Consider the following 19,854-nt stretch of genomic DNA (forward strand, 5'->3'; position numbering starts at 1 on the left):
CCCTGCATATCTGAAAATCAGATATATATCCATTAGTATGATAATTCGCATAGGAAGTTGCGGGCGTCAACCCGCCTTGGAGTGGCAAACATGCAATCAGTGGAAAATCAGGTCTTCAGCCGCAGCACGATATCTTGATCATAATTACCAAAGCCTCGCCCGAAGATATTGATTCCACCCGGATTCTTCGCCGTTTCCGGCACCTCGATCCGAAGCCGGATCGAACGGTGTTCAAGCAGGTCGAGATCGGTGAGAGTCGTATCGGAAATCCTGATCCCGTCGATAAACGTGCCCTCTTCCGTCACGCGGAAATATTTGAGAACGCCATATTGGCTGCCCCGCAGCTTCCACCAGTCGGGCGTGTATTTGCCGCGGCGATCACCGAAGTCACCCGGCGAGGTCCAGGCGCCGATGCCCTTGCCGTTGATGGAGAGCGTGATGTCGGATGGCCAGTTGTCGGAGGTGCCTGGAACCTCGGAAGAGAGCTCCAGCGCAACCTCCAGCTCCTTGACTTCTGCACCCTTGATCCGGGCGTTGTTAGGGAACTGATACTCGACATATCCCATTGTAAACCAAAGCAAACCTGCCTTCATGCGGTCGGGCGTGAGGAAGGTGTCGGGACTGTCGAGATAGCCGATGATGCCGTCGCGGGAACACATGCCGCAGGGGGCCGCAACCTCATAGCCGCTATAGAGGCCGACAGGCATGGCGACCTCGATCACCTCTTGACCGGTCTTGGCCGGACTTGCGAAGGACAGGACGATTTCCTCATGCACGGCATGACAGACTTTCTGGCTGCCCTTGCGCGCCTTGGAGACCTCGGTGCGGATGAGACCCGCCTCCTCCAGCAGATTGAGGTGGGTCGATGTGGTCGATTGAGGCAAATCGAGCGCTTCGGCAATGTCATTGACGTTGAGCGGGCCGCGGACATGCAGCAGTTCCAGCATGGAAAGCCGCGCCGGTGCCGACAGGCATTTCAGCACTTCTTTTCCGTCCTCCGGGCCAATCATCAGAAATCGCGTGCTCATATATCCCTCTCGAATGCAGAATTGATGTGTATCAGAAAAATAGATATGATCAATCCGCGACAACACGCCTCTGCCGTGCAGCCAGAAGAGTCGTACGGCGTCCAGCCTCCCTTTTTTGAACAGAAACCCGGCGACACCCGCCTAGCGCTTTCAGCCTCGAAGCAAAGGTTACGAGCGCACTGCTGTATCAACAGCATAAAGAAGCGTGAGAAAACCTTTTCTCACTTGACAGTCAGATTGGTAAAAGGTTTTCTCAACACAACTGAGGGAGGATAATCTGGAGACTGGGGAAGCAAAAAGGCGGATCACGATCCATGACGTTGCCGCTGCGGCGGGTGTCAGCATTTCGACCGCGTCGAAAGCGCTGAACAATAACGGGCGCATGGGAGACGAGACGCGGGAACGGGTCAAACGGGTGGCAAGCGAAATCGGTTTCCGTCCGAATGCCCTCGCCCGTGGCCTGCTCAGCAAGCGCAGCTTCACTGTCGGGCTGCTCACCAATGATACTTACGGGCGATTCACACTGCCTGTCATGGCGGGCGTTTCGGAGGCGCTGGTCGATCACGGCGTATCCGTCTTCCTCTGCGCGATCGAGGATGATCCGGCGCTGGGACAGATCCATGTCGAAGCCATGCTCGACAAGCAGGTCGATGGCATCATCGCCACCGGTAAGCGCCTCGACAGGCGGCTGCCGGTTGACCTTTCCAACCTGCCTGTTCCGGTCGTCTACGCCTTTACCGAAGGTACGCCGAACAGCGTCACCTTCCGGTCTGATGATGCGCACGGAGCAACGCTTGCGGTGGAATGGCTTTTGCAGACTGGGCGTCGGCGCATTGCCCATATCACCGGTCCAAAGGATTTCTTTTCAGTGCACGAACGGGCCGGTGCGTACAGCAAGGCGGCAGGTGGCGGCGAGCCGGTGATGTACGGCGTCTGGTCGGAAAGCTGGGGCCATGAGGCCGTCGCGGAAATCTGGACGAGAATGGGGGAGAAACCCGACGCGCTGTTCTGTGGCAACGACCAGATTGCCCGCGGCGCTGTCGACGCGCTGCGCGAGCGGGGGATCAGGGTGCCGGAAGATGTGTCCGTCATCGGTTTCGACAATTGGGAGATTGTCGCAGCCCAGACGCGGCCACCCCTGACGACCGTGGACATGGAATTGAAGGAACTCGGGCGCCAGGCGGGACTGACCGTCCTGGCGCTTGCAGAGGGACGGCCTGTCGAGCCGGGAGTGAGGAAATTGCCATGCCGGCTGGTCGTCCGGCAATCGTGCGGGAGTAACAACCCGAGGGAATGAACAAGGCGCCAGAGGAGATAGCGCCATATTGGGAGGAGTGTCATGATCAAACGTTTATTGGCAGCGACCAGCATCGCTACATTGTGCCTGGTGTCCGGCGCATCGGCCGCCGAAAAGATCGAGATGTGGGTTCGCACCGGCGTCGGCGACGCCTTCAAGAAAACCGTGGAAGCCTATAATTCCAATCACGAAAACCAGGTCGCGATGACCGAGGTGCCGTTCTCGGAACTGGTTCAGAAATACGCGACTGCAATCGCCGGAGGACAGGCGCCGGACGCGCTGTCCATGGATCTGATCTACAACCCCGCCTTTGCGGCCGCAGGTCAACTGGAAGACCTCACGGACTGGGCAAAGTCCCTGCCTTATTTCAATTCCCTATCACCGTCCCACGTAAAGCTTGGCACCTATCAGGACCGCATTTACGGTCTACCGCTGTCCGTCGAGACATCTGTCTTCGCCTGGAACAAGGATCTCTACAAAAAGGCTGGCCTGGATCCAGAAAAGGCGCCTGCAAGCTGGGATGAAATCACCGCCAATGCCGAGAAGATCCGGGCACTGGGCGACGATACCTACGGCTTTTACTTCTCCGGCGGCGGCTGTGGTGGCTGCATGATCTTCACCTTTACGCCGCTGGTCTGGGGGGCTGGCACCGATATCCTGTCTGCCGACAGCAAAACCGCAACGCTCGACACGCCGGAAATGCGCAAGGCCGTCGATATCTATCGCAACATGGTCAAGAAGGATCTTGTGCCAGCGGGTGCCGCCAGCGACAACGGCACAAATTTTCTCTCCTTCACCAACGGTAAGATCGGCCAGCAGAGCCTTGGGGCTTTTGCCATCGGATCGCTGGTGACGGAGCATCCGGATATCAACTTCGGCGTGACGCTCATTCCCGGCGCAACGGGTGGAACGTCCTCCTTTGCCGGTGGCGACAACTTCGTCATTACTAAAGGCACGCCGAAGATCGCTGCCGTGAAGGAATTCCTCGAATATATTTATTCCGAGGACGGCCAGAAGATCATGGCGAAGTACGGCAGCCTGCCGACACGCGGTGATATCGCCGACAAAGTTTTGGCGGGCCTCGATCCCCGGCTGCAGGTGGGCATCCAGGCCATTTCCGTCGCCAAGACACCCTACACGCTGCAGTTCAACGACCTGATCAACAGCGCCAATGGCCCATGGGCGACCTTCACCAACGCCGCCATTTTCGGAGAAGACGTCGATGGCGCCTTTTCGAATGCCCAAAGCGAAATGCAATCGATCATCGACAGCGGCCAGTAATCTCCCCGGCTGCTGTGGCCGGGAGGAAAAGCCGCCTCCCGGCCAATTTCCCTAAATCCAAGCGGAGCTTTTTCGATGACCGGTTCCGGTTCGAAGACCTTGTCGCCTCAACGCAAGAGACGGCGCAGATCGGGTTGGCGCGGCCTCGTCTATATCGCGCCGGCGATGGCCCTCGTCATCCTTTTTTTCGTGATGCCAGTGATCTTCACCGGATGGATGAGTCTGCACAACTGGCCGCTGATGGGCGGAACACGCTGGATCGGCTTCAATAACTACGTCCGCATGTTCCACGACGCCCGCTTCATGTCGGCACTGCGGTTCACTGCCTATTATACGGTCATCGTCACCATCGCGATCTTCGCCGTCGCCTTTCCGCTGGCGATCTTCGTCGAAAAACAGCGGCGATTTGTAAGCGCTTACCGCACCATCATCTTCCTGCCGGTCGTCATCGGGCTGGCCACCGCCTCGCTGCTTTGGGTATGGCTGGCCAATGTCGACAGTGGCTTTATCGGTCCAGCGCTGAAGGCGCTTGGGTGGGTGGACAAAAGCCCCAATCTGCTTGCGACTTTCGACAGCGCTTTTCTTACCATCGTCATCATGGTCGTCTGGAAGATTGCCGGTTTCACCATGATCATTCTCCTGACCGGCCTGCAGGCCATACCCGCGGACCTGACAGAGGCTGCCCGTATCGACGGCGCCGGACGCTGGCAGCGTTTCCGGCACGTGACGCTTCCCCTGATGCGTAAAACCATCGCGCTGGCGCTGATCATTTCCGTCACCGGTTCGATCCTCGCCTTCGACCAGTTCTACATCATGACATCGGGCGGGCCACAGAACCGGATGATTTCGGTGGTCTACTACATCTTCAACCAGTCTTTCGTGTCGTTCAATCTGGGCTATGGCGCAGCACTTTCCATCGCGCTTCTGGCAATCCTGGTCGCGATCAGCATCGTGCAGCTCTGGCTGCTGCGAGTCGGTGAGGAACGGCCATGAATGCTTCAAAAACCCACGATTCTAAGCAGCGCCGCGCCAGAAAAACCTTCAGGGCAAACAGCGCCTATCATGCGGCCGGCATCGCCATCTGCCTGTTCTTCCTGGCGCCTTTCGTCATCACTTTCCTGGCCTCATTCCGCCACGGAACGGAAGCGCGCCTGCCGCCACTGCCGCCTTGGCCGGCGAACGGGATCAGCCTTGATTCCTACCAGTCGCTCGACACGTTCGGCGCCGGGATCTGGCAGCACGCGATCAACTCCTTGCTGGTCTCGATCGCAACCGTCGTGCTGACCGTCGCCGTCAGCCTGCTCGCCGGCTACGGCTTCTCACGCTACCGCTTTCCACTGAAGAACGTTCTGTTCGTTTTGATCATCGCAACCCTGATGATCCCGTTCCAGTCGATCCTGACGCCGCTGTTCATCATCCTTGCCAAGCTCGGGCTGAACAATTCGCTGCTTGGCCTAACACTGGTCTACGTGACACTGCAGTTGCCGTTCTCGGTGTTCATGATGCGCAACGCCTTCGATGCCGTCCCAAAGGAAATCGAAGAAGCTGCGCGCATCGACGGCGCGCGGGATTTGCGGCTGCTCGTGCGGGTGCTTCTGCCCTTGGTCCTGCCGGGCGTTGCCACCGTCGCCATCTTTGCCTTCCTCAACGCCTGGAACGAGTTCCTCGCAGCGCTGATCCTGTTGTCGAGCAACGACAAATACACGCTGCCCGTCCTGATGATGGCAGTGCGCGCCGGGCGGCTCGGTGCAGTGAACTGGGGCGCGGTGCAAGCCGGCGTCGCCGTCATGACGATCCCCTGCCTGATCGTCTTCCTACTGTTGCAACGCTACTACATGCGCGGGCTGATGGCCGGCGCGGTGAAATGATCTCAAGAAACGGATGAAACCATGAACACGATGAAAAGAGACCGCCAGTTCCGTCCCCTGCCCGTACCCAGCGTCGATATCCACGGCCTGTTCGGCGACCGCCAGGACGCAATCTGCGATACCACTGCCGAAACACTGCTCGACCGCTGCGTGGAGGCCGGCATGATCACCGCCATCGACACCAGCAAACCCAGCCCCGGCATCGTCATTCCGATCCAGGCCTGGGGCGGCACAACACAAATGTTCTGGGATAGCGATCTCGGCAAATCCATCGAAACCGTTGCCTACTCGCTCTATCGCCGGAAGAATCCGAAGCTCGAAGCCCGTGTCGACGAGATCATCGACATGTATGAAAAAATGCAGGACGAAGACGGCTACCTGAACGCCTGGTTCCAGCGCGTTCAGCCCGAGCGCCGCTGGACAAACCTGCGCGACCATCACGAACTCTATTGCGCGGGGCACCTGATCGAGGGGGCGGTCGCTTATTTCCAGGCGACAGGCAAACGCAAGCTGCTCGATATCATGTGCCGCTATTGCGACTATCTGATCAAGACCTTCGGCCGTGGCGAGGGCCAGTTGCGCGGTTATTGCGGGCACGAAGAAATCGAACTGGCACTGGTGAAGCTGGCCCGCGTGACCGGCCAGAAAAAATACCTCGACCTCTGCAAGTTCTTCATCGACGAGCGTGGCACTGAACCGCATTTCTTCACCGAGGAAGCAATCCGGGACGGTCGCTCGGCCGCCGATTTCCATCAGAAGACCTATGAGTACGGTCAGGCGCACCAGCCGGTGCGCGACCAGAAAAAGGTCGTCGGACATGCCGTGCGTGCCATGTACCTTTACTCCGGCATGGCCGATATTGCCACCGAATACAGCGATGACAGCCTGACTGCAGCGCTGGAAACGCTCTGGGATGACCTGACGACCAAGCAGATGTACGTGACCGGGGGTATCGGTCCGGCTGCGGCCAACGAAGGCTTTACCGATTACTATGACTTGCCCAACGAAAGCGCCTACGCCGAGACCTGCGCGTCCGTTGGCCTGGTGTTCTGGGCCAACCGCATGCTTGGGCGCGGTCCCAACCGGCGCTATGCCGATATCATGGAGCAGGCGCTGTACAATGGCGCCATGTCTGGCCTGTCACTCGACGGCAAGACGTTCTTCTATGAAAACCCGCTCGAGAGCGGTGGCAAGCATCACCGCTGGGTCTGGCACCATTGCCCCTGCTGCCCGCCCAACATCGCCCGCCTTCTCGCGTCTATCGGCTCCTACATGTATGCCGTATCGGACGACGAAATCGCGGTGCATCTTTATGGTGAAAGCACCGCACGGTTCGACATCGGCGGGGCCAAGTTCGAACTGGCCCAGAAGACCCGCTACCCTTGGGATGGCGCGATCCGCTTCGATCTGACAGCGGACAAGGCGGCGCGATTTGCGATCTCGCTGCGTATCCCGGAATGGGCCGATGGCTCGACGTTGAAGGTCAATGGAGAAGCACTCGATCTGACCGCGACGCTAGTCGATGGTTATGCCCGTATCGAGCGGGACTGGAGGACAGGCGATCATATCGATCTCGATATCCCGCTGGCGCCGCGTGCGTTGTTTGCCAATCCGCTGGTGCGGCAGGATGCCGGGCGCGTCGCGCTGATGCGCGGGCCGATGGTTTATTGCGTCGAGGCGACGGACAACGGTGAGGGCCTGAATGGCATACGGCTGGCGGGTGACCTTTCCAATGGGACGACGGCCGAACTTGCGGACCTGCGGGGCGCCGTCGCGCTCGATATGCCAGTCACACGGGATCGGGCTGACTGGGGCAGTGCTCTTTACCGGACGTCACCGCCAACAACCAAAAAGGCGACGGCGCGTTTCGTGCCCTATCCCTTCTGGGACAACCGGACACCGGGTGAGATGCTTGTCTGGGTCAGAGCGGGTGAATTGAACGGTGAATAAAATGTCTGATACCGGCGTGGTGCTGACCGACATTCGCAAAAGCTTCGGCAATCTCGAAGTGATCCACGGCATCGACCTGACGATCACAGAGGGTTCCTTCGTGGTCTTCGTCGGTCCGTCCGGCTGCGGAAAATCGACGCTCCTGCGGATGATCGCCGGGCTGGAGGAAGTGACTGATGGTGAAATCGAGATCAAGGGGCGCAATGTCACGGATCTCGATCCATCCGATCGGGGCATCGCCATGGTTTTCCAGTCCTATGCGCTTTACCCGCATATGAGCGTCCGCGAAAACATGGCATTCGGCCTGAAGATGGCGAGGCTGCCGGAGCCGGAAATCGACAGCCGCGTCAAGGCTGCCTCGGCCATCCTGAAGATCGATCCGCTGCTCGATCGGCGGCCGGGACAGCTTTCCGGCGGCCAACGCCAACGCGTGGCGATTGGCCGGGCGATCGTGCGCAAGCCGGACGTGTTCCTGTTCGATGAGCCACTGTCCAATCTGGACGCCGAATTGCGTGTCTCCATGCGCATCGAGATCGCGCGGCTTCATCGCGAGCTCGGCAATACGATGATCTACGTGACCCATGACCAGACGGAGGCGATGACGCTGGCGGACATGATCGTCGTCCTTCGTGACGGCCGGGTTGAGCAGACCGGCAGTCCGCGCGAAATCTACGAAAATCCAGCTAACACATTCGTCGCCGGGTTCATCGGCTCGCCGCGGATGAACCTGCTGAATGCGGAATCGGCCGGCGATGGATCAATCCGCATAGGCAATAGCAGGATCGCGGTGCAGATTGACGACAGCCGGATGGCGCCGGGCGATAAACTGACGCTCGGCGTGCGCCCTGAGCATATGAATGTTGTTGCGGACACTGAAGGGACACTGCGCGCCAAGGTGGATTTCTACGAATATCTGGGAGGCACGCAGTTTCTCTATTGTCAGCTTGAGGACGGACAGGCCGTGACGGCTGAGTACCGGTCCTCCGTGCCGGTTGAGGCAGGCGATATTCTCCACTTTCGCTGGCTGGCAGATGATCTCCGCTTCTTCGACGCAGCAGGACTGCGGCTGAAAGGAGCTGGCTGAATGCGTTGAACAAACAGCACCTTGCGCGGCGCCGACGCGAATGTCGGCCATGAAGGCGCGCGTCCCTGTGATTGCCGGGGTACTAACCTGACGGATGAAAACTCGAACCGAGACGTTTCCATTGTTTCCTCGCAACGCGGATTGCCCGGGATCAGCGTGAGTGGCGTGAAATTGGTTATCGCCCTAATGCAGGTTTCATCGATATCGAGTTCAGGGTCGTCAACAAGGCTCTTGTCGTGATCTATCGTTTCGAAGACGACGGCCCGGCCACGATGCTGCATCAGGTTGGCGGTTGCGGCGGAAGGCTTCAGAATAGCACCCTGCGGCGCACGATTGCCTCGCAACACGGCGATACCGCCTTGCTGGGTCAAAGCCTTTCCACGTGGCAGGATGACATCCGGATTGTAGTTTTCTGCCGTCTCGATATTGGCGCCGACGCCTTTTCCAGTCACCGTCATACAGGTCAGATCAAGTATGTCGGCGATCTGCTTCATCACCACGGGCAGCCCACCGGCGTAACAGAAATCCTCCATCAGATGCGCGCCGGAGGGCATCAGGTTGAGGATGGTCGGCACGTCGCGGCCAAAACGGTCCCAATCGTCAAGCGTCAGTTCCGTGCCGATGCGGCCGGCAATCGCAAGGAGATGGACGACGGCATTTGTCGAACCGCCGATCGCCCCATTGATGCGGATGGCATTGGCAAAGGCTTGCCGGGTCAGGATTTGAGACGGGCGCAGGTCCTCGGCCACCATCTCGACGATCAGGCGGCCGGTCAGCCGCGCCAGCCGGGCGCGGTGCGCATCAACAGCCGGGTAAGCAGCGTTTCGGGGAGCGCCAACCCGAGGGCCTCGCCATTGACGCCATCGTGGAGGCGGTGCCCATCGTCATGCAATGACCAGGGGAGCGTGACATGGCGCTTTCTGCAGCCATGAAATCGGCTGGCGACATGATGCCGGCGCGCACATCCTCGGAGAATTACGTCGGTGCGCGAACCAATGGTGCGGCCCTTCAATCGGCCATTCAGCATCAGTCCACCGGAGATGACGATGGCGGGCAGATCGCAGGACGCCGCCCCTATGACCAGCGACGGCGTGGTCTTGTCGCACCCCGCCATCAGCACGACGCCATCCATCGAATTGCCACGAATAGCCTCCTCAACATCCATCGACGCCAGGTAGCGAAACGGCATGGCCGTTGGGCGAAGATTGGATTCACCGCAGGAGAACACTGGAAACACGACGGGTAGACCGCCCGCTTCCAGTACCCCTTATTCTGTTCGATCAGCCCACGGAAATGGGCGTTGCACGGCGTCAACTCGGAAAAGGTATTGCAGATGCCGATTATAGGTCGGCCCGGGGAGCCAATTTTAGAATCAAGTGCCTGTTATTGTCATATACTCCGATAGCAGGCAGTTTCTTCCCCACTTCCCCACTTCCCCACTTCCCCACTTCCCTCCCCACTTCCCACCCACTTTTCAAAGTTGATATCGTTCTGCTTTCAATCATGCGGAGTCGATTGCCTCCAGTCGGAAGCTGCTTTCAAGTCGCCCTGCGGGCACAAGGTTGGCCGCACAGGGCGATATTGCTGTTTGGGTGATCTGCCTCCTGCAACCCGTGGATCGTGCTCTATGGCTTCGTATGGCTGAAGGTAACGGCCCTGCCCTGCTATCTGCAAAGTAGTCTCCGTGGGGGAACGTGCGAAGCGCCGAATGGTTGCTGTCGCGGAGTTGGTCCTTGTCGTGCATCCTCGCGCCTAATCACCCGGACCGCGAATGAATAGTACGCCCGCGAGTCCGACGACCACTAAGCACTGAAGTATGAACATGGGCCACTCCGGAGACATGGGGCGATCGTAGCAGAGCCTCGACGCGGAACAATCTCAATCATCCGCCGTTTTAGAGGATCGTAATGTTACTGGAGGATGTACCGTTGGGTGTCGAACAAGCTCCGACTAAGCAAGGCAAAGAATCTGCAAAAGGCCTGCGCAGAAGTACCGCTGCGGAAGAGAAAAAAATAGAAGCTCGAAAGGGCTCAGATTTGGACAAGGGTGCTGATCGCGTTGAAGAGCGCTCAAGGAGTTCTGACGGCAAGAGCGCTGGCGAAAAACAAAAACCGAACCGATGACTCCACAGTGGAACTATTCGCTGACTGCGCAGTTTTTGCATGTCGACGGTCCCTACAACGTCGGCAGCTTCCTGCGCCCCGATCCGGCAATTGAAGCGAGCCAGTGGCTGCCCCCGGCCACTGGCTTTAGAGCGGCTGGAAAACTCTTGTCTTAGTCAGTTCAAGGAGCCGGCCATGATCCGTAATGGCAACCAAGCAGTTTTCGCGGTGCTTGTCTGTTCAGCACTGGCGGTGGTCCTCGTCTATATTGCGAGCCTACCAGTGACGGAGAACGATGGTTCAATAGACCCAAAAGAAAGTGTTATCGCGCCGGACTAGCACGCCAAGCTAAAATCGCGACACACGGTGCGCGAGAATGCCAAAAACAGCGGCCACTCCCACCATGGCTGCGAAGCTAGCAATCGCGCCTACGGAGTGCGACTGGGGTGGCGAGCTGTGGGGACGTTCGAGAGCTGAAACATTTTCTCGTAGATAAGCGACATATGCCGTGAGCCGGCGAACTTCTTCAGCAGATGACAGACCTGGTGTGCCTTGGCTTGAAGGGTTTGAGCGCGCATCGCTATCAAACTCCTCGTCCTCTAACGCCGCGAAATATTCGCCAAGCTCATTGTCATTTCCCGAAAGGGAGCGTTTGCGTGATTTCCTGACGCGCATGATGGCACTGTCCTCATCTGATCGTGGTCAAACAACGCGGACGGAGGCAAAAGGATGCACGAGCGGCCATCGTACATGACAATAAAAAACCGCCATCCGTTCCAGATGGCGGCGCTAAAATGGCTCGCATTACATATCCGCAATATAGTTGATGCAGTACGCTCCCTCCCAAGAGTGCACAGACTACACTGCAATTTTAGGGGTTTTGCAAAGTCCATTTTTGGTGTTGTTGTGCATCTGGATAATATTGCGTGTTTGGTTGCTCATGGAACGGCCAGGACGCCGTGCGGCATATGTGCGGTCAGCCGGTCTTTCGCATCGAAGGCGATGACACTTCGACGCTGGCTTGAATTTCCGTCTCTGCTGGCACTGCGGCGGCTTCTGTGGCGATTGGTTCAGCCATGTGGAAATACGTATGCACAGCACCCATTATGGCAGTGTGATGTCGATAAATCGCATATGCACCGACAAGAAAAGCAATTAGGGCTGCAAGGCCGCCAGCGAGATAAGGCAATCTCTCGCCCGCATCCCATGCATCGCGATGTTCTTCAAAGCAGGCAGTGAACGAAGTGTAGTTTAAGTGGCGGCACTGCATAATCAGCCATTCAAGCTTGTCGTGCATCGCATTTCCTTGCATCAAAATTGCCCATGGAAAACGTCTTGCAATCACAAGGCGACCGCATCCCCCAAATGAGGTAGGTTTCGTGCAATAGTGAACGCGAAATTCTGGCGTTGGGCTTCGACATTTTTCAGTCATGCTAATTCGCTGAGTTAAAAAAGCCGCCACCCCGTAAGGCGACGGCTTTAACTGGCCATCCCATCCGCTATTGTGGGTGCGGGTGGTGCATGGGGACCTCTGGCAAAAGATGGCCCGACGGTGAACGGCACCCGTCGAGCCCCGGCGCTGGCGCCGGTAGAAAAAAGGCCGGCTCGACGACATGCGGATCGGAGCGCGGCTATTCTCCTCTGGACCGCAGGTTATTCCGCCACGAAGGCCAGGACGTCAGACGGCGTGAATGTCGCGCTGAATTCCATGTTGTTTTCCATGTCGCCGTCGGCCGTGAAATCGGTGACGAAGAACGGGCCGGTAAATACGCCGAGGCCGGGAACAATGACCTTAGCGTCAAAAACAGTCGCCTCGATGACATGAACCATGAACGCCGACGTCGACGCCAAAGAAACGCACGCACCAGAGCCGGTGAAGGCGCGGTTAACGATGCCTGGGCGGGAAGTTTTCTTCGTGCACGATGGAATGGTCGACCTCATTGGCAGACAGATTGAAGCTGCGCGTCTTCAGACCGCAAAGGTTATTGAAGACGGCGGGACCGGGCGAAGCCATGTCCGAGATCTGGATGTAAAGTTCACGGCCCAATTGCTGTGGCATGTGATGGTTCCTTCATGTGAAGAAACCGGCACATGGCCGGTCGTGGTGGTTTTTGGTGGTGTGGGGCCGCCCTAGGACAGCGGACAGTCAAGCTGCCCGGTCGTAACTCGCGATGAAGTCGATGACCGCATGTCTGGTAAGGCCGTCCGGATCGCGAAACGTCCGCGTCTGTCTGCATGATTGAAACCAGTCTGTGCGTCGGTAGGGTCAGTGGTGCCAAATGCAACGCTTCGACCACGGCATCGGCAATCGCGCGAACGGCCGGATAACCAACCTTGCGAGACCAACCGTGGAGCGTCAGGAATACCCTGCCGCCCTCAAGGCAGGTTGCATCGTCGCGAAGCGTTTGCGCCTCGCCGATCGTGACGAACCCTTCTTTCGGGGTGACCCAGCATGTAGCCGGCGGTTGGTCATAAACGCCATTTACAAGCGGCGTCAGAGTCGCGTCTGCTTTCAAAAGTGGCAAGATGGCCGCCTGAAGCTCTAGTTCTGGACTCGCCATAGCGCTTACTTCCGGTTAAATTCTCGGAAGGCCTTTGCAATGGCAGCCTTCTTGATTTTGATGGCTGTCGCCCGAAAGGCATTCCACGTCGGCCAAATATGTGGTTGCGCCGCCGTGCCGGGGTGCATACCAGCCGGATTGGCGGATGCTGTCGCCCTGCCCGCCACTGTTCCGCCGCCTGGCGCAGTGCTATGCGGCGCAGTGCACCACTCCAGAAATCGCCGGGTCCAAGGAGCAGAGAGGCCGGCGGCGTCCTTGTCCTTGGTGGGGTTCTTGCTGGGTGATTCTTGAGGAAATCCCCGCTGAAGCCTTCCATGTATTCCAGTGTTGCGCCCGTCGGCGCAACGGCGCTGATCTTCTCAGCCACCTCTTGAACAACCTTCAGGTTGGCCTCGGCCGCATATTTCAGCGCATTCGGAACGAACGCATTGAGGTTTCGCGTAACAGCCGCCCGACCTTGGACTTTAGCCTTCAGCGCCATGCCGTCCTCCTACGAAGCCCGCCCCTGCGTCACCATGATATCCAGCCAGGCATTCTTCTGGTCGGTGTTCACGGGCGGCGCGGTGATCGCGTAGACGACGCCGGAGCGAGCATCCACTCTGCCAATCAGCCGCCACAGCGCGCGAGGCATTGGAACTGCGCACACATAAGGCTGAATGCCCGTCAGGCGGGCCGCCTGCACGCCCTCTCCGCCCCTCAAGGGGATGAACTCGGCGGCGTCTGTGAAGATGGTTTGGTCCGAAGTTTCGTTGCCCATCCCGTCGTCGAGGGTGACTCGCTGCTGGAAATGGACCTTCTGGCGGGCCGCGCCTGCACTAGGTGCCTTTGCCATCCGCCCTCACTTCCCGCTTCTCGTCCCGCTTCTTACCTGGCGATCGAACCGCAACGCCCTTGGTCAACGCTTCGTCAGCGCAGCCGCGGGTGACGTTATGTTCGCCACCAGCCTTGTAATCGATGCTGAAAGCCGGCTGACGCCAGGCGAAGTCCGCGGTAAAGCGGACCCACATTACAGAGCCACGCCGGCCGAGACAAACGAAACGGCGAGAACGCTGGTCGACTTGGCAATGCCGATGAGCTGCGGGTAATCACCCGTGGTCAGGTCGGCAACCGGAACAATCGTTCCAGCAGCAGCCCCGACAAGGTAATAACTAACGCCGGTCGTCAAATCGGACCCGACGGCCAGGTCGCCAGACTTGTGCAGCGAGACCGGCTGATTCAACGAGGCAGAGTTCAGCGCGATTGCCGTGGCGACACGCGCTGCGGCCGTTGGCGCAGTGCTGTCGGCCGGATTCCACTTGGCGGTGGATGTGTCGTAATAGAGGGGCTGTCGCGCCGTAATGGCGGATCCCGCTGCGCCGATATCGCGTACTGCGTTAGCCTGCCGCTACGTGCGGATACTTCTCGACATCGATTTCCATGATCTCACTTAAAGTCTGCGTAAGGGTCCGCGTCTGGCTCCTTGGCGCCTGGCGCCTGGACTTTGCTTCTATCAGCAGGACTAAAACCCAACTTCGACAGAGCCGTGATGAGTTTTGAGATGCCGCCGCCGTCGAGCGTGTTATTGCGGAACATCGACATGAGCTTCACCGCAATTTCGAGTATCAGCCTATCGGCGTCCGTCAGCCAGAAACCGAATCCGGCGAGGTCTTCCCAAATCATCTTTTCATCGGCATCGAAGAATTTCGGCGCAGGACCGACCTCGCCGGATGGCTTCGGCTCGGCTTTGCGCTCTGCCTTGCGTTGCGGGTCTTTCTTGTAGGCGCCCTTCAATTCCAGGGCAGCCGTCGGCTTCCTTGGCCTTGCCATGGCACCAATCTCCAAATTTCAAATTTTGCGGATGAGAAAAATTGCTTAGGTCGCCGATAAGTGGGCCGGCACAGGAAGAGATCCGACCCGCCCCTACCCGTTAGTCAAGCAAAGCATTGATATCATTTATGTCTATTCGGCGCTCTTTCGCGCGCTCATCTCGTTGCTTGGCGCCATTGTGGTGGCGATGGCAAAGATTGAAACGGGCCGCACCAGAACAGCGCTTCGTCCCCGCGATGGGGAACGACATGGTCAAAGACTTCTGCAGCCGTGATCGTTTCATCGTCGTCCAGGCACATGACACATAGTGGGTAGGCCGATAACTGAGCCTCGCGTATCTGTCGCCACCGAGCGGTGCCATACCATGGCACCTGTACCCTGTTCTTCGCTGCATCGCGCTTGCGCTCTGCTTTGGTGCGTTGTGTGGCGGGAGTGAAGCGGGGTGGTCGGATCGGCACTACCGAGCGTTGGCAGCCTTGAGCATTGCATTGGCTGTGCAGATGACTGCTTTACAGAACGTCTTCATGGGTGTCTCCTTGGTGGTGGGTGGATCGGTCTAAGTGGCTGGAAAGGTTGGGCTCGAACCAACGACAAGGCGATTAACAGTCGCCTGCTCTACCAACTGAGCTACATTCCATGACTAGTTGCGGCCGCGGAGTTGAACCGCCTAGTTCGGCTTATGAGACCGATGAGCGCACCGGCGCTCTTAACCGCATTATTCGTGATCGTAGGTGACGGCAATCGGGCCGAAACAGTACCAGCGGCCGACGACACGGCCATTGTCCTCTACGGCATCGCAAGCGCCTAACCGCCACTCTGAAGGCCAGATGCTGAAAGCAATTCCCCACATAGCAAACCCCTTGCAACCGTCGGCGATAGTAATCTATTCTACCAGCGGTTGGCGCTGGCAGGACCTATCTGAACTCGTATGCGGAAAGGGCACATGCCCTAGAGAGGTGGAAATCCGTCCACCCAAGATAGGAGAAAGCAAACATGAAAGCGTTCGCGTCAAAGTTAGTGAGTGTTCGAGCTTATGTTCGTATGCGGTTCGGTCGTCTGGAACACGTCTGTGCGCATATGAGGTCGTGGCCTCGACAACTATCATTCGACTTCTAACCCCAGCGTCATAACCTGGGCAGCCGGCGCCAACCACCAACCACGCAGAAAACAAAAGCGCCAGGGAGGCGACCGGTTTATCTTCCGGACCTCAACCTGGCGCGCGATCACCGCGCAGCGAGAGGAGGCGCGCATGGGGATGGGGTGGAACTTACGATTCCGTCAATCGTTGACCATCGGTGACAACCGATGGAGACGAAAATGTCGGATAACAAGCAAAAGCAAGGTCAGGACCGCAAACTGGTGGCAGGCGGCGAGAAATATGAAGTCGCCTACTTCGCGAAGAAGCATGGCTTGGAACTCAAGGATGCTAAGCGCATCATCGAGGCACATGGGCCTGACCGAGATGCCGCCGACAAGGCGGCAAACCGGTTCAAACATTAGCCACTAGAAAACTCGGCGTTCCCTATCCATATAAACGGTAGACGGCTGCGCGGCCGATTGGCCTTTGTGCGCGCCGATTTATTCTCAGGAGAATGACAATGCCCGAGCATGACCAGGCGGTAACGCCGCTGAAAGACGTTATCGTATTCGCGAAAAAACATCGCATCGCGGTCGAAGACGCCCAAAAGATTCTCGATCAATATGGCGATGAAATGACATCAAAAACGCCTCCAAGGCAGCGCGCCGGATCGCCGCATAACTAAAGCGGCCGCTCGACTTCTCAGGGAAGGAGCGGCCGCACGATCGCCCGTCGCGGAGGAGGCGCGCTGGGTGATTAGAATTTGACGTTTCTCATTGTGAGGTTGTTTGAATCTAAAGAGATAGTCGATCGCTCCAACCGGAGCGGATTGAATGAGTTATCTCGACAGGCCTGAAAAATCACCGATGTTTGGGAACGCGGGTTTTGCGTTGGGCGCACTAGCAGTGAGTTGCCCAACAGCGTCGGCCGCTACAGCCATTATGGTCTTGGCTATTCCGGCGAGCGTGCCTTGGTCGGCCTTTTTGCCACTTGCATCCGGAGCGACTGCTCTACTTGGTGCAGTGTTTACCATCCTGGCACTTTTGCGGTCTACATGGTCCGACCATGCGCGACACTCCGACTTGAGTTCGAGGGTCTCGGTTTTAGAGGCAGAACACAAAGAGCTGTTAAAGGTGCCCTTTCCCAAGTTGATCAGCACTGTCGTTATTTCTAAAATTCCAGGAAAACCAGTCATGAAAATCGCTCGCATCCCAAACGACGGCGTTTCAATTGATATTCGAAGGAAAGCATCTTAGTTGATGTCAATAGTTACCCCGCGCTAATCACTCGCGCAGGGTCGGCAACGCCGAACAGAAACGGCCGCACAGAGGCGGCCGTTGGGAATTCATCCCTTCATCTATATAGGGAGATGAACTGTCAGAAAGTCAGGCCGCCTCGGCTTTTCCTTCTTCTGCCAGTTTCAGCGCGTCCATCAGATTATCATTTGCAGCCACCAAGAGCCTGCGTCCTGCCTCGATCGCGTACTGCCCCTTGTAACCTCGTGCCTCACCAATTTCGCGCAGGCTCTTGGCTGACACTGTTTCAGTCAATGTCCGGAAATGGTCCTCTGTCATTGCAGCGACCGCTGCGTTCCATTTCGTCCGGTCTTACGTGGCAGAGTGAATGTCCTGCCATTGCAATTCTCCGGTTTCGCCCTTCTTGCCTTTCTGCATGCCCATGAAAAGTTGTCGCAAAGCCCTAGGACCAGCGGGGAAACCATCCTTGTAGCGTTTTACCGCCGGCATCTCAGGAGTGTTGGCAATTGCATCGACAAGCATCTAGCGGCGATGGTGGTGGCAACCACCGCCGGCTTAATTCAAGTTGTAGGTGGGGTTCCCGGGGCGCAGTGGGTTGAATCAGCATATTCGTATTTCCAAGCTAATCCAATCCAGGCGGCTCCCCAAACTTCACCCTGAAGCGCGCAGACCAATCAATACTGCCGCTGGCTGTGCTCACATGCTCCCCCGCCTAGTCACCCGGACCGCGAATGAATAGTACGCCCGCGAGTCCGACGACCACTAGGCACTGAAGTATGAACATGGGCCACTCCGGAGACATGGGGCGATCGTAGCAGAGCCTCGACGCGGAACAATCTCAATCAGCGGCCGTTTCAAGACATCGTAGGGCCCGCTAATAAAGCGAGCCAGTGGCTGCGCCCGGCGTTCAAAAAATAATTCCTCACAAGTGGTGGAACTAACCACGCCTCGACCAGTTGGGCCCCGTCGGACCTCCCGTGGTTCGATGGTGGCGCGCCCTCCCACGCGTCCTCCCGGCATCAGCCTCATTAGGGCCGCCGGCACGGAAGCGAGGTGCTTTGAGAGGGCCTCGCTTCCGTAGTTAATACTCGGAGGTGGGGGCCGTCTTGATCAGCAGTAAATGGAGGAAGTAATGATAGACAGAGAGCACCTAGTGAAAGAGCGAGCCTATTCGCTTTGGGAGACCGAAGGAAATCCTGACGGCCGCCATGAGGACCATTGGATTCAGGCGGAACGGGAGATTGACGGCGAGAGCACTGGATCACTTGCAACAGACACTACGCGGCCTCCCGAACTGGATCTGGAACCGATACCCCTGCCCGACCAATCCGGGTCCACCACCGCTGCAACACCTAAGCGAAAAAGCGGCCCATCGAACAACTAGGCCTCTGTAACGGGTGATATGATTCCGCCTCGCCCTACCGCGGCCAAAAACTGCGGTGGGGTTTTTTACGTGGATTGTAGTTGGTGCCGACCAATAAAAAACCGCCATCCGTTTCCAGATGGCGGCGCTAAAATGGCTCGCATTATGAATTAGAAATATGCGCGCACTCTCTCCCAAGAGTGCACAGACTACACTGCAATTTTAGGGGTTTTGCAAAGTCCATTTTCGGTGTTGTTGTGCATCTGTATAATATCGCGTGATTGGTTGCTTATGGAACGGCCAGCGCGCCGTGCGTGTCGGGACGGGGTGATCGGCGCTGGCCTCTGGTAAAGAGATGGCCCGACGGTGAACGACACGCGTCGAGCCATGGCGCAAGCGCCGGTGGAAAAGGCCGTACTCGACGACATGCGAAATCGGAGTGCGGCAAACTGGCATGAACTTTCGCAGCAGAACCTACGAAGCGGGCAGTCGATGGAGTGATCGTGTCCCAGCGAGTGGTGTAGCTGGATTTCATAGCCATCGGTGATTTCCGGTAGGGGTCGGGTTGCTTAGAACCAACCTGAAGGACACCACCGATGACCGACGATATGATGAACCTGCGTTCGTTTGTTGAGAAGAGCGCAGATGCAGATTTGCTGCGCGATATGATTGGCTTTGCCGCCGAGAAGCTTGGGCCACACGAAGCGCGCTCTTTTCGCCATAGCCTGCACCAGTTGCAGCGCCAACTTCCAGTGCCATCAAGTCGCGTGTTTCGCAGGCTCCTCGGTCTGGCAAAGCTCCTTGTGCCAGCGAAAGAGTTGGCTGACATGGATTCCAGCAGCGCGGGCAACCTCCGAGATAACCGCATGCGACTCAAAGCAGGCCGCGACAAACCGCCCTTATCCTCGTGTGACCAGCGGCGGCGGCGCTGAACCGACGTGATCACCTCAATTCGATGCTTCGTCATATGACCACTCGTAGTGTTACCACCAGGACTGGCAGTCAGCAGCCCATCATCGCAAGACGGCCTTCACCGTCTTGCAATTACCCATAAGTAGCTGACTCGTTTACAAAAAGCTTTCGCTGAAATCTTGAATCGAAAGAATCACTTGTGATTCTGTGTCGAGCACCTGATTCTTTTAAGGCGGTGCTTTATGTCGGTTCGAGACGATGTGATGGG

24 protein-coding genes, 1 tRNA gene and 1 pseudogene are annotated in these 19,854 nt (G+C 57.7%); 13 read left to right on the plus strand and 13 right to left on the minus strand.

Translation table 11 applies throughout. From position 1 onward, the window contains the following. Positions 1–107: 107 nt before the first annotated feature. Entirely contained in the window at positions 108–1,028 is a 921-nt protein-coding gene (locus ASC96_RS12620; protein WP_060503403.1) for a metalloregulator ArsR/SmtB family transcription factor, read from the minus strand. 277 nt (positions 1,029–1,305) lie between these two features. Here ASC96_RS12620 and ASC96_RS12625 point away from each other — a divergent pair, with 277 nt between their 5' ends. From ASC96_RS12625 to ugpC, 6 genes are all read left to right on the plus strand, one after another. After that, positions 1,306–2,325 (plus strand): LacI family DNA-binding transcriptional regulator, encoded by a 1,020-nt coding sequence (locus ASC96_RS12625; protein ID WP_060503404.1) that lies wholly within the window; start codon positions 1,306–1,308, stop codon positions 2,323–2,325. 42 nt (positions 2,326–2,367) lie between these two features. Next, positions 2,368–3,606 carry a sugar ABC transporter substrate-binding protein gene (locus ASC96_RS12630; RefSeq protein WP_060503405.1) on the plus strand — a complete coding sequence of 413 codons (1,239 nt, stop codon included), beginning with the start codon at positions 2,368–2,370 and terminating at the stop codon, positions 3,604–3,606. A 75-nt stretch (positions 3,607–3,681) separates the two neighbouring features. Beyond that, positions 3,682–4,599 carry a sugar ABC transporter permease gene (locus tag ASC96_RS12635; RefSeq protein ID WP_060503406.1) on the plus strand — a complete coding sequence of 306 codons (918 nt, stop codon included), beginning with the start codon at positions 3,682–3,684 and terminating at the stop codon, positions 4,597–4,599. Further along, on the plus strand, positions 4,596–5,474 hold the full coding sequence (locus ASC96_RS12640; protein ID WP_060503407.1) for a carbohydrate ABC transporter permease: 879 nt from the start codon (positions 4,596–4,598) through the stop codon (positions 5,472–5,474). The genes ASC96_RS12635 and ASC96_RS12640 overlap by 4 nt, the downstream gene beginning before the upstream one ends. 21 nt (positions 5,475–5,495) lie before the next feature. Next, entirely contained in the window at positions 5,496–7,424 is a 1,929-nt protein-coding gene (locus ASC96_RS12645; protein ID WP_060503408.1) for a glycoside hydrolase family 127 protein, read from the plus strand. 1 nt (position 7,425) lies between these two features. Further along, positions 7,426–8,508 carry a sn-glycerol-3-phosphate ABC transporter ATP-binding protein UgpC gene (ugpC, locus tag ASC96_RS12650; RefSeq protein WP_060503409.1) on the plus strand — a complete coding sequence of 361 codons (1,083 nt, stop codon included), beginning with the start codon at positions 7,426–7,428 and terminating at the stop codon, positions 8,506–8,508. 185 nt (positions 8,509–8,693) lie between these two features. Here the strand turns inward: ugpC and ASC96_RS31665 are convergent. Then, a pseudogene (locus ASC96_RS31665) lies at positions 8,694–9,861 on the minus strand (dihydroxy-acid dehydratase); the annotation flags it as partial. A gap of 575 nt (positions 9,862–10,436) precedes the next feature. Between ASC96_RS31665 and ASC96_RS31670 the strand changes: the two are divergent. Together ASC96_RS31670 and ASC96_RS32610 are read left to right on the plus strand one after the other, a co-directional pair. Then, positions 10,437–10,631, plus strand: a complete 195-nt coding sequence (locus ASC96_RS31670; protein WP_082512054.1) for a hypothetical protein — start codon at positions 10,437–10,439, stop codon at positions 10,629–10,631. Positions 10,632–10,805: 174 nt separating this feature from the next. Beyond that, positions 10,806–10,949 (plus strand): hypothetical protein, encoded by a 144-nt coding sequence (locus tag ASC96_RS32610; RefSeq protein ID WP_156397472.1) that lies wholly within the window; start codon positions 10,806–10,808, stop codon positions 10,947–10,949. Between the two features lie 9 nt (positions 10,950–10,958). Here ASC96_RS32610 and ASC96_RS32615 read toward each other — a convergent pair whose 3' ends face one another. The 3 genes from ASC96_RS32615 to ASC96_RS33790 form a co-directional block, all read right to left on the minus strand. Next, entirely contained in the window at positions 10,959–11,285 is a 327-nt protein-coding gene (locus ASC96_RS32615; RefSeq protein WP_156397474.1) for a hypothetical protein, read from the minus strand. A 301-nt stretch (positions 11,286–11,586) separates the two neighbouring features. Next, positions 11,587–11,907 (minus strand): hypothetical protein, encoded by a 321-nt coding sequence (locus tag ASC96_RS12665; protein ID WP_060503412.1) that lies wholly within the window; start codon positions 11,905–11,907, stop codon positions 11,587–11,589. A 356-nt stretch (positions 11,908–12,263) separates the two neighbouring features. Then, positions 12,264–12,440, minus strand: a complete 177-nt coding sequence (locus ASC96_RS33790; protein WP_244482017.1) for a hypothetical protein — start codon at positions 12,438–12,440, stop codon at positions 12,264–12,266. On the opposite strand from ASC96_RS33790, the gene ASC96_RS33795 reads away from it, so the two are divergent. Further along, positions 12,439–12,744, plus strand: coding sequence for a hypothetical protein (locus ASC96_RS33795; RefSeq protein ID WP_244482021.1), 306 nt, complete (start codon positions 12,439–12,441; stop codon positions 12,742–12,744). The genes ASC96_RS33790 and ASC96_RS33795 overlap by 2 nt on opposite strands. On the opposite strand, the gene ASC96_RS31675 is transcribed toward ASC96_RS33795, so the two are convergent. The 7 genes from ASC96_RS31675 to ASC96_RS12700 form a co-directional block, all read right to left on the minus strand. Continuing rightward, on the minus strand, positions 12,647–13,171 hold the full coding sequence (locus ASC96_RS31675; protein ID WP_244482019.1) for a DUF3168 domain-containing protein: 525 nt from the start codon (positions 13,169–13,171) through the stop codon (positions 12,647–12,649). The genes ASC96_RS33795 and ASC96_RS31675 overlap by 98 nt on opposite strands. After that, entirely contained in the window at positions 13,080–13,652 is a 573-nt protein-coding gene (locus ASC96_RS32620) for a hypothetical protein (RefSeq protein WP_244482023.1), read from the minus strand. The genes ASC96_RS31675 and ASC96_RS32620 overlap by 92 nt, the downstream gene beginning before the upstream one ends. A gap of 9 nt (positions 13,653–13,661) precedes the next feature. Next, entirely contained in the window at positions 13,662–14,003 is a 342-nt protein-coding gene (locus ASC96_RS12680; RefSeq protein ID WP_060503414.1) for a head-tail adaptor protein, read from the minus strand. Next, positions 13,987–14,178 carry a hypothetical protein gene (locus tag ASC96_RS12685; protein ID WP_060503415.1) on the minus strand — a complete coding sequence of 64 codons (192 nt, stop codon included), beginning with the start codon at positions 14,176–14,178 and terminating at the stop codon, positions 13,987–13,989. The genes ASC96_RS12680 and ASC96_RS12685 overlap by 17 nt, the downstream gene beginning before the upstream one ends. Continuing rightward, positions 14,178–14,390, minus strand: coding sequence for a hypothetical protein (locus tag ASC96_RS33800; RefSeq protein ID WP_244482020.1), 213 nt, complete (start codon positions 14,388–14,390; stop codon positions 14,178–14,180). The genes ASC96_RS12685 and ASC96_RS33800 overlap by 1 nt, the downstream gene beginning before the upstream one ends. A gap of 203 nt (positions 14,391–14,593) precedes the next feature. Further along, a complete protein-coding gene (locus tag ASC96_RS12695) occupies positions 14,594–14,941 on the minus strand; it encodes a hypothetical protein (RefSeq protein ID WP_156397476.1) in 348 nt (115 codons plus the stop codon). Between the two features lie 597 nt (positions 14,942–15,538). Beyond that, positions 15,539–15,614 (minus strand) — tRNA-Asn (locus ASC96_RS12700). A gap of 680 nt (positions 15,615–16,294) precedes the next feature. Here ASC96_RS12700 and ASC96_RS12705 point away from each other — a divergent pair. From ASC96_RS12705 to ASC96_RS32625, 3 genes are all read left to right on the plus strand, one after another. Further along, positions 16,295–16,477, plus strand: a complete 183-nt coding sequence (locus ASC96_RS12705; RefSeq protein WP_060503418.1) for a DUF3606 domain-containing protein — start codon at positions 16,295–16,297, stop codon at positions 16,475–16,477. A 98-nt stretch (positions 16,478–16,575) separates the two neighbouring features. Next, positions 16,576–16,740 carry a hypothetical protein gene (locus ASC96_RS33185; RefSeq protein ID WP_162246349.1) on the plus strand — a complete coding sequence of 55 codons (165 nt, stop codon included), beginning with the start codon at positions 16,576–16,578 and terminating at the stop codon, positions 16,738–16,740. A gap of 148 nt (positions 16,741–16,888) precedes the next feature. Then, entirely contained in the window at positions 16,889–17,311 is a 423-nt protein-coding gene (locus ASC96_RS32625; protein ID WP_156397478.1) for a hypothetical protein, read from the plus strand. A gap of 129 nt (positions 17,312–17,440) precedes the next feature. Here the strand turns inward: ASC96_RS32625 and ASC96_RS12715 are convergent, their stop codons facing one another. Then, positions 17,441–17,629, minus strand: a complete 189-nt coding sequence (locus tag ASC96_RS12715; RefSeq protein WP_060503420.1) for a hypothetical protein — start codon at positions 17,627–17,629, stop codon at positions 17,441–17,443. Between the two features lie 1,641 nt (positions 17,630–19,270). Between ASC96_RS12715 and ASC96_RS33805 the strand changes: the two genes are divergently transcribed. Further along, positions 19,271–19,606, plus strand: a complete 336-nt coding sequence (locus tag ASC96_RS33805; protein ID WP_060503422.1) for a hypothetical protein — start codon at positions 19,271–19,273, stop codon at positions 19,604–19,606. Positions 19,607–19,854: the final 248 nt, after the last annotated feature.

The organism is Rhizobium sp. Root1204 (genome assembly GCF_001424965.1).
Classification (GTDB): domain Bacteria; phylum Pseudomonadota; class Alphaproteobacteria; order Rhizobiales; family Rhizobiaceae; genus Pararhizobium.

Coding starts and splice junctions, on each gene's coding strand:
- ASC96_RS12620 (WP_060503403.1), bottom strand. CDS start 1,028: ATGAGCACGCGATTTCTGATGATTGGCCCGGAGGACGGAAAAGAAGTG.
- ASC96_RS12630 (WP_060503405.1), top strand. CDS start 2,368: ATGATCAAACGTTTATTGGCAGCGACCAGCATCGCTACATTGTGCCTG.
- ASC96_RS12635 (WP_060503406.1), top strand. CDS start 3,682: ATGACCGGTTCCGGTTCGAAGACCTTGTCGCCTCAACGCAAGAGACGG.
- ASC96_RS12640 (WP_060503407.1), top strand. CDS start 4,596: ATGAATGCTTCAAAAACCCACGATTCTAAGCAGCGCCGCGCCAGAAAA.
- ASC96_RS12645 (WP_060503408.1), top strand. CDS start 5,496: ATGAACACGATGAAAAGAGACCGCCAGTTCCGTCCCCTGCCCGTACCC.
- ugpC (WP_060503409.1), top strand. CDS start 7,426: ATGTCTGATACCGGCGTGGTGCTGACCGACATTCGCAAAAGCTTCGGC.
- ASC96_RS32610 (WP_156397472.1), top strand. CDS start 10,806: ATGATCCGTAATGGCAACCAAGCAGTTTTCGCGGTGCTTGTCTGTTCA.
- ASC96_RS32615 (WP_156397474.1), bottom strand. CDS start 11,285: ATGCGCGTCAGGAAATCACGCAAACGCTCCCTTTCGGGAAATGACAAT.
- ASC96_RS12665 (WP_060503412.1), bottom strand. CDS start 11,907: ATGCACGACAAGCTTGAATGGCTGATTATGCAGTGCCGCCACTTAAAC.
- ASC96_RS33795 (WP_244482021.1), top strand. CDS start 12,439: ATGAACGCCGACGTCGACGCCAAAGAAACGCACGCACCAGAGCCGGTG.
- ASC96_RS33790 (WP_244482017.1), bottom strand. CDS start 12,440: ATGGTTCATGTCATCGAGGCGACTGTTTTTGACGCTAAGGTCATTGTT.
- ASC96_RS31675 (WP_244482019.1), bottom strand. CDS start 13,171: ATGGCGAGTCCAGAACTAGAGCTTCAGGCGGCCATCTTGCCACTTTTG.
- ASC96_RS32620 (WP_244482023.1), bottom strand. CDS start 13,652: ATGGCGCTGAAGGCTAAAGTCCAAGGTCGGGCGGCTGTTACGCGAAAC.
- ASC96_RS12680 (WP_060503414.1), bottom strand. CDS start 14,003: ATGGCAAAGGCACCTAGTGCAGGCGCGGCCCGCCAGAAGGTCCATTTC.
- ASC96_RS12685 (WP_060503415.1), bottom strand. CDS start 14,178: ATGTGGGTCCGCTTTACCGCGGACTTCGCCTGGCGTCAGCCGGCTTTC.
- ASC96_RS12705 (WP_060503418.1), top strand. CDS start 16,295: ATGTCGGATAACAAGCAAAAGCAAGGTCAGGACCGCAAACTGGTGGCA.
- ASC96_RS33185 (WP_162246349.1), top strand. CDS start 16,576: ATGCCCGAGCATGACCAGGCGGTAACGCCGCTGAAAGACGTTATCGTA.
- ASC96_RS32625 (WP_156397478.1), top strand. CDS start 16,889: ATGAGTTATCTCGACAGGCCTGAAAAATCACCGATGTTTGGGAACGCG.
- ASC96_RS12715 (WP_060503420.1), bottom strand. CDS start 17,629: ATGACAGAGGACCATTTCCGGACATTGACTGAAACAGTGTCAGCCAAG.
- ASC96_RS33805 (WP_060503422.1), top strand. CDS start 19,271: ATGACCGACGATATGATGAACCTGCGTTCGTTTGTTGAGAAGAGCGCA.